5 protein-coding genes are annotated in these 9,066 nt (G+C 71.0%); 2 read left to right on the plus strand and 3 right to left on the minus strand.

Annotated features, from left to right (window positions below; all coding sequences use genetic code 11):
• The first annotated feature begins 28 nt into the window (after positions 1–28).
• Positions 29–2,800, plus strand: a complete 2,772-nt coding sequence (locus D7V97_RS35075) for a CHAT domain-containing tetratricopeptide repeat protein (protein WP_233583418.1) — start codon at positions 29–31, stop codon at positions 2,798–2,800.
• Here D7V97_RS35075 and D7V97_RS35080 read toward each other — a convergent pair.
• A complete protein-coding gene (locus D7V97_RS35080; RefSeq protein WP_147445102.1) occupies positions 2,788–5,493 on the minus strand; it encodes a kelch repeat-containing protein in 2,706 nt (901 codons plus the stop codon). The two genes, D7V97_RS35075 and D7V97_RS35080, sit on opposite strands and share 13 nt — an antisense overlap.
• Positions 5,490–6,179, minus strand: coding sequence for a hypothetical protein (locus D7V97_RS44940; protein ID WP_158623523.1), 690 nt, complete (start codon positions 6,177–6,179; stop codon positions 5,490–5,492). The genes D7V97_RS35080 and D7V97_RS44940 overlap by 4 nt, the downstream gene beginning before the upstream one ends.
• 420 nt (positions 6,180–6,599) lie before the next feature.
• On the opposite strand from D7V97_RS44940, the gene D7V97_RS35095 reads away from it, so the two are divergent.
• The gene (locus D7V97_RS35095; protein WP_233583419.1) at positions 6,600–7,766 is read left to right on the plus strand and encodes a hypothetical protein; all 1,167 of its coding nucleotides are present in this window, start codon (positions 6,600–6,602) and stop codon (positions 7,764–7,766) included.
• Here D7V97_RS35095 and D7V97_RS35100 read toward each other — a convergent pair.
• Positions 7,738–9,066, minus strand: a 1,329-nt coding sequence (locus D7V97_RS35100) for a DUF418 domain-containing protein (protein ID WP_368668984.1), incomplete at its 5' end; no start/stop codon positions are given. The genes D7V97_RS35095 and D7V97_RS35100 overlap by 29 nt on opposite strands.

Consider the following 9,066-nt stretch of genomic DNA (forward strand, 5'->3'; position numbering starts at 1 on the left):
GGGGATGGGTATCGCTCGAGGGAGCAAGATGCACGTGCAGCGCGGGTGGATGCTGGTGGTGATGCTGTGCTGCGCCGCGGGCGCGGCGGTGGGAGAGGAGCCACCCGGCCCGGGGCGGCAGCTCCATGCGCCGGCACCGGCCCCGCGGAAGAGGGCTCCCGGCAGGAACCCGGTGGATGTCGCCAGCTCGCTCATCAACCTCGCCAACCTCTACGAGAGCAAGGGGCTGTACGCGCGCGCCGAGCTGCTCCATGCGCGCGCGCTGTCGATTCGGGAAGCGGCTCTCGGCAAGAATCATCCCCTCGTGGCCCAGGCGCTCTTCAGCCTCGCCGCCAATTACGACGCCCAGGGGTTGTACGGCCGGGCCGTGCCCCTCAACGAGCGGGCGCTGGCCATCTGGGAGGCGACCCTCGGAAAGAACCATCCCGACGTCACCAACGCGCTGCTCTCCCTGGGCCAGCTCTACCTCGCCCAGGGGCTGTACGCGCGGGCCGAGCCCCTCTTCCAGCGGGCGCTGGCCATGGATGAGGCCGCCTCCGGCAAGGACCACCCCTATGTCGCCATCTCGCTCAGCATCCTCGGCAACCTCTACGCGGCCCAGGGGCTCTACGCGCGCGCCGAGCCGCTCTACGCTCGCGCGCTGAAGATCCGGGAGGCGAGCCTCGGCGAGCGTCATCCCATCGTCGCCGAGTCGCTCCACGACCTCGCCAACCTCTACGTCGCCCAGGGGCTCTACGCGCGCGCCGAGCCGCTCCACGCGCGCGCGCTGGCGATCCGGGAGGCCTCGCTGGACCCGCATCATCACCGCGTCGCCGAGTCGCTCCACGACCTCGCCGGGCTCTACGCGGCCCGGGGGTTGTACGGCCAGGCCCGGCCGCTCTACGCGCGCGCGCTGGCCATTCAGGAAGCCACTCTCGGCAAGAGCCATCCCGACGTCGCAGCGACGCTCAACCACCTCGCCGTGGCCCATGTGGCCCAGCACCGGCTCGACGAAGCCCTGCCGCTGTTCACCCGCGCCTTCGCCCTGTCCGAGCAGCACCTGCGCCAGGAGGCCCTGGGCCTCTCCGAGGCGCGCCTGGCCCGCTTCCTCCAGCAGCTTCGCACCGACGAGGAGCGCCTCTATTCGCTGCTGCGCGCCCATCCGGACGATGACCGCGTCAAGCGCCTGGCCCTGGCGGCCGCGCTGCTGCGCAAGGGCCGCTCCGTCGAGGAGACCGCTGACATCTCCCGCACCGTCTACCGGAGCCTGGGCGCGCAGGACCGGGACACCTTCGAGCGGTTGAGGGGGCTGCGCACCCGGCTGGCCCAGCTGTCACTCCAGGGCCCCGGTTCGCTTCCACCGGCGACCTACCAGGGGCGTCTCGAGGACCTCTCCGAGCAGGGGGCCGCCCTCGAAGGTGACCTGGCCCGGCGCTCCGCGCGGCTGCGCTCGTTGATGGCACTGCCCTCCGCCGCGGAGATCGTGGACCGTGTCGCCCAGGCCCTTCCCGGGGACGCGGCCCTCGTCGAATTCATCACCTGCGTGGACCGGCCGCTGGTGCAGGGGCCCGGCGCGCCCCCCTCCCAGCTGCGCTACCTGGTGCTGGTGTTCCTGCCTGACGCCACCATCCACTTCAGGGACCTGGGCGCCGCCGAGCCCATCGACTCGGCCGCCTCGCGCCTGCGAGACGCGATGGCCAACCGGGACGCCACCTTCCTGGCCTCCGCCCAGGCCCTCCACCAGCTCATCTTCCAACCCCTGCTGCCACTGCTGGGAAGGACCCGCCGCCTCTTTCTCTCGCCGGATGGCCAGCTCGCCCTGGTGCCCTTCGGCGCCTTGCACGACGGCCACCAGTACCTGGTGGACGGCTTCGACCTCACCTATGTCCCCGCCGGAAGGAGCCTGCTGCCCCGCCCCCAGGAGGGCGCGCCCTCTGACTCCGTGGTCGTCCTCGCCGACCCGGACTTCAGCACCGCCTCCATCCCAGTACTCCCTGCCTCCCTGGGAGAGGCTCCCGTGGTGGCGACGCGCTCGCTTCCCGGCGCGCGCTTCTTCCAGACGCTCCGCGCGAGCCTGGAGGCACGAGCGTGGTCCCCGACGCCCCTGCCCGGAACCCGCCAGGAGGCCAAGGCCATCCAGCGGCTGCTGCCCCAGGCCCGACTCATCCTGGGCGCCGAGGCCACCCGGCAGCGGCTGCTGGAGCTGCCCACCCCCGGCATCCTGCACCTGGCCACCCATGGCTTCTTCCTGGAGGACGCGCCCTCGCCCCTGGACTCCCGCGCGGTGGCGAGCTTCGGCGCGCTGGGCGAGGACACCCTGGCCTCCAGCCCCGCGGATCCGCTGCTGCGCTCGGGCCTCGTGCTGGCGGGGGCGAGCGCCCCGGTGCCCTCGGGCGACAGCACCAGGGCCCTCGCGCCCGACAACGCGCTGGTGACGGCGCTGGAGCTCGCGGGCCTGGACCTGTGGGGCACCCAGCTGGTGGTGCTCTCCGCGTGCGATACGGGGCGGGGCGACGTGAAGCTGGGCCAGGGCGTGTACGGGCTGCGCCGGGCCTTCCTCGTGGCGGGAGCGGAGACGGTGGTGATGAGCCTGTGGAAGGTGGACGACCGGACGACGAGCACGCTGATGGAGGCCTACTACCGCCAGCTCCTGGCGGGGCAGGGCAGGGCGACGGCGCTGCGGGAGGCGATGCTTGAGCTGAGGAGGACCTTCCCTCACCCCTATTACTGGGCGCCCTTCATCGCCATGGGCCGGGATGCCCCCCTGCGCCTGGGGGCGCCCCGCGGCCCGGGGGGCGCCGGGGCGCCTCAGGGGATGTAGATCTCCGCGTCCCTGCCCTGGGTGCCTCCGGTCACCAGCACCCTGCCCGTGGACAGGAGCAGCGCCCGGTGCCCGTCCGCCCGGACCCCCGAGGTGCTGCTCGTGGGAGTCCAGGTGTCCAGGACCGGGTTGTAGATCTCCGAGGTGGCATTGACGCGGTTGAAGTCGGGGCTGCCGCCCGTCTTGGTGGTTCCCCCCGTCACCAGCACCCTGCCATCCGGGAGGAGCACGGCGACGTGGTCATGGCGTCCGGAGAGCATGAAGCCTCCAGCGGTCATGATGGCCGCGGCGGTCCACTGGCCGCTCTCCGGGTCGTAGGCGTCCACGTGGGGGGTCGAGTAGGAGTCCACGGGGGGCCTGGGCGCGTCCGACCGGAGGGAGAAGCCTCCCACGACGAGGACCCGGCCCGAGGGCAGCAGCGTGGCCGTGTGGCCGCTCCGATTCGCGAACATGGGCTCCGCCATGCTCCAGGTCCTCTGCTGCTCATCGAGGACCTCCGCCGTCGCCACGGAGGCCCCCTTGCCCTGGCCGCCCCCGGTGACCAACACCCTGCCCGAGGGGAGCAGGGTGGCCGTATGGGCGGTCCGCCCCTCGGCCATGCTCGCCGTGTAGGCCCAGGTCCCCGTGTCCGGGTCGTACAGCTCCGCGGAGGCGAAGCCTCCCGTTCCTCCCGTGACGAGCACCTGTCCCGAGGGCAGCAGCGTGGCCGTGTGGCCGCTGCGGTTCAGGTGCATGGTGCCGGTGGCCTTCCACAGCCCCGAGCCCGGGTCATACAGCTCCGCCGGGGCATTCTCCGACGTGCCCCCCGTCACGAGCACCTTGCCCGAGGCCAGCAGCGTGGCCGTATGGTTCTCACGCGGCATGATCATGTTGCCCGAGCGGGTCCAGCGTCCGGAGAACGGGCTGAACACGTCCGTGACGGAGCGCCTGACGCCCATGGAATCCACACCGCCGGTGGTCAGGACCTGTCCGGAGGGCAGCAGGGTCATCGTGTGGCGCTTGCGCATGGAGCTCAGGCCGTTCACGGGCTTCCAGACGCCGGCGCCCGGCTCGTAGCGCTCCACACTCGCCACGCCGCCCCCCAGGACCAACGCGTCCCCCTGGGGCAGGGGGATGGCCGCATGGCCCGTCCGGGCCCCGGCCAGTGCCACCGTGGAGCTCCAGGTATTGCGCTCCGGGTCGTACAACTCCGCGGTCTGCAGCGGGACGCTGTAGCTCCCGCCGGTGACCAGCACCTTGCCGGAGCCGAGGAGGCTGGCGCCATGGCCGGTGCGCCCTGGGGGCGCCATGGCCTGGATGGGGGCCCAGATCCCCGTCCCCGGGTCATACAGCTCTCCGGTGTTCAGGGGCGCGGAGAGGCCGGTCCCCGCGAGCACCAGCACCTTGCCGGAGCCCATCAGGGTGGCGGAGTGGCCCGCGCCCCGGGCCTCGGCCATGGCGCCGGTGGGAGACCAGGTGTTCTGGCTCGGGTCATACAGCAGCGCGGTGGCGAGGGGCTCCGAGACAGGCACCCCTCCGCTGCCGAACGTCGTCCGGGTTCCCCCCACGATCAGCAGCGTGTTCGAGCCCGCCAGCACCGTCGCGGTGTGGCCATGGCGGGGCTCGGGCAGGGGGGCCGTGGCGGACCAGGTTTTCGAGTACGGGTCGTACACCTCGGTGGTCTTCAGCGAGATGAGGGAGTCCGCGCCCCCGGCGACATAGACCCGCGAGTCGTATCTCGGCTGGACGGCCGTGTGGAGGTACCGGCCCCAGGCCATGCTCGCCGTCAGGGACCAGGTGCCCGTGGCCGGGTCGTAGAGCTCCGCCGAATTCAACACGCTCCCGGTGGCGTCCCTGCCGCCCGCGACCAGCACCTGACCGTTGCTCAGCAGGGTCGCGGTGTGGCCCCAGCGCGCCACCGCCATGTTGCCCGTGGGGGAGACGATGCCGGACGTCGGGTTGAGGATTTCCGCGGAGGCCAGGGCGGAGGTCGGGGCCCGTCCCCCCACCACCAGGACCTTGCCGTCGTCCAGCACGGTGGTGGTGAAGTCCCGCCGGCTGGCGGACAGCGTTCCCCAGGGCCGCCACGCCGGACAGTCGGGCAGCCCACCGACGAGGAACTGCACCCAGGTGGACGGCCCCAGCGAGTTGGTGACGGTGACGTAGACGAAGGGCGGCGTCCCATTGGCAAGGCAGTCAGGCGCCTTCCAGGAGACGCTGCTCGTGGTCTCACCGTTCTGCGGAGTTCCCAGGGTGCCCAGGCTGGTGGACCACTCGAAGCTCAGGCTCCCCGCGGGAGGTGCTTCCGCGGTGACCTGGAAGGAAACCGTCTCGCCGGACTGGACCATGGGCGCCAGCGGCCGGCGGTCTGTCACCCGCGGCGGATCGCCCTCGTCCGTCGAGGTGCCGGCGTCCGTCGAGGTGCCCGCGTCCGCCGAGGTGCCGGCGTCCGTCGAGGTGCCCGCGTCCGTCGAAGTGCCGGCGTCCGTCGAGGTGCCCGCGTCCGTCGAAGTGCCGGCGTCCGTCGAAGTGCCGGCGTCCGGATCGTCCGAGCCTCCGTCCTCATCCAGGGCCTCATCGCCATTGCCGGGACTCTCACAGCGCTCGGGAACCCGCTCACAGAGTTTGCGCTTCTCCAGGCCGAAGTCGGAACAGCCCGCGCCCACCAGCACCGCCAGCACCACCAGCACCGCCCGGGATGAAAGCGTGCTCACGGCCACCTCCCTGACACGAAGGCCAATCTCCCATCCGTCCCCAGGCTCACCGAGCCCCGTTCCGTGGGCGCGCCAAGCAGATACATCCCCGCCGCCAACCCCAGCCCGAGCACGCCCGCGCTCATCAGGCCCACGCCCGCGGTCTGCAGCGTGCGGCCACGCGAGGCGCTGCGATCCACGCTCTCGAGGTTCGCCAGGGCAGGGTCCGCGTTCCGCAGCTTGGACAGCTCCCCGCGTGACAGGGCCCAGGACACGCCACCGGCGGCGGCGAGCGTGCCTCCAAGGATGGCCGGCAACAGGGCCCTGGAGCGCGGCGTGCGCTCTGTCCGCGCGGCCGTCGGGACTTCCATCGCGGAGGGCTGTGCCGGCTTCTCGTGCGGCGTGTCCGCCACCTGGGCCGTGGCATCGCCGCGCCGGGCCAGGGAATGCTTCACATCCTTGCGCAGGGACTCGAGCTGCTCGGATATCCTGGCCGACACCCGCACCGGCAGCTGGGCGTCTGGCTGGAGGAAGAGGGCGGCCTTGAAGGCGGCGGCGGCTTCGTCCTTCCAGTCCATCTCCGCCATGATGATGCCTTCCCAGAGTGACAGCACCACGTCGTCCTCGGCGCTGCTCGACAGGCGCCGCGCCGTGACGAGCTGCTCGAGGGCACGCTCGAACGCCAGCGCCTCATGGAGCCTGCTCACGGAGACCAGATAGGGCTGCACCGCGGGTCCGGGAGCCGCGAATCCCTTCCATGGCACGATGACGAGAAGAAGCCAGCACAGCGCCGCTCCCAACGCTTGACCTGAACGCATGCAATTCCCCCGGGGGGCCGCATTCCTAACATGGCGGACAAACTCGGGGAAACACGGTGCCTGCGGGCAAGGGACTCCACGGAGTCATGGACGACTCCGGGGGGCGCGTCAGCGCTCGGGAGCGGTAGTCCAGCGCGAAAGGTATCGGCGGAATGGGAGCCCTCTTGTTGAGGTCCGCGCGGATCCGGAGGAACTCGTGTTCCTGTCCGCGGCCCAGCACGCCGCCTACGACGTGGAGCTCCGTGCGAGAGGCTGCTTTCCGGCAGGACCGCCTCGGTGCTCCCGCGGATTTGAGCGACAATGGCGGACATGGCGGCCCGCCTTGCGTCCATCGTCTGTCTCCTCGCTGCCTTGCCTGCCGCAGCCAACGTGGCCGCCTCCACGCGTACGCCGGCGACCTTCACCCTGTCATCGGGTACCGCGCGCACGCGCACGGAGGTGCTCAGCGAGAAGCTGGACTTCGATTGCGCGGAGGTGGAGCACGAGGCGGTCTGCCACTTCGAGGCGCGCTACCGGCTGCGCAACGGGACCCCCGAGGCAGAAGTCATTGATGCCGCCTTCCTTGGACTCCGTACGCGCGAGGTGAGCGTGCAATTCGACGGGGAGCCTCTCCCGGTGACAGAGGGCCAGGCGGATCCGATGGGCCCCACGTCAGGCTCCGCAAGGCTCGCGCAATCTCCGGTGGAGCGCTTCGGCTTCACCCTCACGCTTCCGCCAGGGCGGGAGGGGGAGCTGTTGGTGCGCGGCCTGATGCAGCTCGAGCGGCGCTTCCTTCCCTCGGGGTACGTGTGGCCCGCGGTCCAGGCGCGCCACGCACTGCTGTCCCCCGGACCGGCGCGGGCCACGCACTGGGACATCGACTATCTGCTGGGGCCCATCCGGACCTGGGCGGGCAATCCCAACCTCCACGTCACGGTGCGTGTCCCTTCCGCGTGGGAGGTGGGCAGCAGCCCGGACGCCTCCGCGCACACGCTGCCGGTGGCCACGGGCTGGCGGCTTCGGCACGAGGACGCGCATGGGGTGGCGGAGCGGCGCCTCACGGCGGCGAGCGCGCCCGAGTGGCTCAACGTCACGCTGACGAAGCCCAAGCCGTGGTGGACTCCGGGCGGCGTGCAGCTGGGCCTGGGCGCGCGGCTCGGGGACGATTCCCGCTTCATGGCTCGGCTCGGCTACCAGTTCGCCGGGCCCGAGTCCTTCCTGCATTCGCTCTCGGTGGAGACGGACTTTCGCGAGCAGGTCGTCCTCACGCCGCTCACGCAGTATGCGACGCCCCAGGTCGCCATCATCCCGAGCCTCGGGCTCGGCCTGGGTATACCGGTGCAGGTGCTCCCCGAAGCCAGACCTGGCCTGCGGCTCCTCGCGGACCTCCATTTCGGTCCGCTGGGGGCCGCGCTCAGCTGGGACCACTATCCGGCGCTGCGGGAGGGCACGGATTCCTTCTCGCGGCTCATCCTCCTGTTCCAGGGAGGGCTGTAGGCCGGCCGGCGCCGTTTGTTGGGAGATGCCGCATCGGCTGGGCCTTTCCATACGTCAGCGACCGCCACACCCACTCCGCGGGGCCGAAGCGGAACCTCGACAGCCACAGGTGGCTCCACAATACCTGGACGCAGAAGATGGCCAGGCAGTACGCCACGCACGCCGCGGGGCCTGGCTTCGTGATGAAGCCCAGCCCGTATCCGTAGAAGAACAGCACGCTGATGATCGACTGTGACAGGTAGTTCGTCAGCGCCATGCGCCCCACCGGCGCGAGCAGGCCCAGCGCCCGCTGCCAGGTGGCTCGCTGGAAGAGCAGGGTGATGCCGGACACGTAGACAGCCGCGAAGCCCAGCTCGCCCAGGTTCCGCAGTGGCGCCATGGCGAAGGGCACCCACGTCGGCAGCGTCTCCGGGGTGAAGACCTTCTTCAGCATGAGCTGCTGCAGCACCAGGCCGCTGCCACTGCCAATCACCCCGGCCACGAGCCCCCACCCGAGGAGTCGGTGGAACAGCCGCAGGTGCTGGGGCACGTCGTGGAAGATGCGGCGCTTCCCCGCCAGCAGGCCCAACAGGAACCGGCCAAACGTCGGGAGCAGGATGGACAGCAGTAGCGGCAGGTAGTCGCGGAAGAAGAAGTGCCAGGTCGCCTTCGTCGCGTCCAGCCAGCTCCCATGGGTGAAGGCCGCCAGCGTCTGCGCCTTGATGGCCGCGGACTTCTCGTTGGCCGCCTTGACGATGGCCGCGCCGGCCTCCGGCGTGTCCGCCAGCAATTGAGGGAGTTTGAGGATGACCACGCCGACGACGGACCACCCCAGGGCGAACAGCAGGGCGCTGATGAGCAGCGTCCGCTCCGAGCGCCCCCGGAACAGGAGCAGGCCGAATCCCAGCACCGCGTACGTGCTGAGGATGTCGCCGTACCAGATGAGGAACAGGTGGGCGAGCCCCATCACCAGCATCACCCCCAGCCGCCGGACATAGAGCGGCGTGATGGAGGCCCCTCGCGCCTCGGCGCGGCCCATCTGCACCGCGAAGCCGAGGCCGAAGAAGAACGAGAACAGGGTGATGAACTTCCCACCCACCAGTACCGAGAACGCCTGCCACGTGACGGTGTCGGCGAGCGACGCGGTGTTCATCGCCGTGAGGACCTGCTCGCGCGGCAGGAACACCCTGCCGCTGAACCACACCATCACATTGGAGATGAACACGCCGCACAGGGCGAAACCGCGCAGCGCGTCGAGGAGCGCCAGTCGCTCGCTGGAATCCACGGGCCGGGCCTCGGCGCCGGGGGCGAGACCTCGGAG

It is taken from the genome of Corallococcus sp. CA053C (assembly GCF_003611675.1).
GTDB lineage: Bacteria > Myxococcota > Myxococcia > Myxococcales > Myxococcaceae > Corallococcus.

What these genes read in the sequence shown, in the direction of transcription:
- D7V97_RS35075 (WP_233583418.1), top strand. Translation starts at nt 29, where the DNA reads ATGCACGTGCAGCGCGGGTGGATGCTGGTGGTGATGCTGTGCTGCGCC.
- D7V97_RS35095 (WP_233583419.1), top strand. Translation starts at nt 6,600, where the DNA reads ATGGCGGCCCGCCTTGCGTCCATCGTCTGTCTCCTCGCTGCCTTGCCT.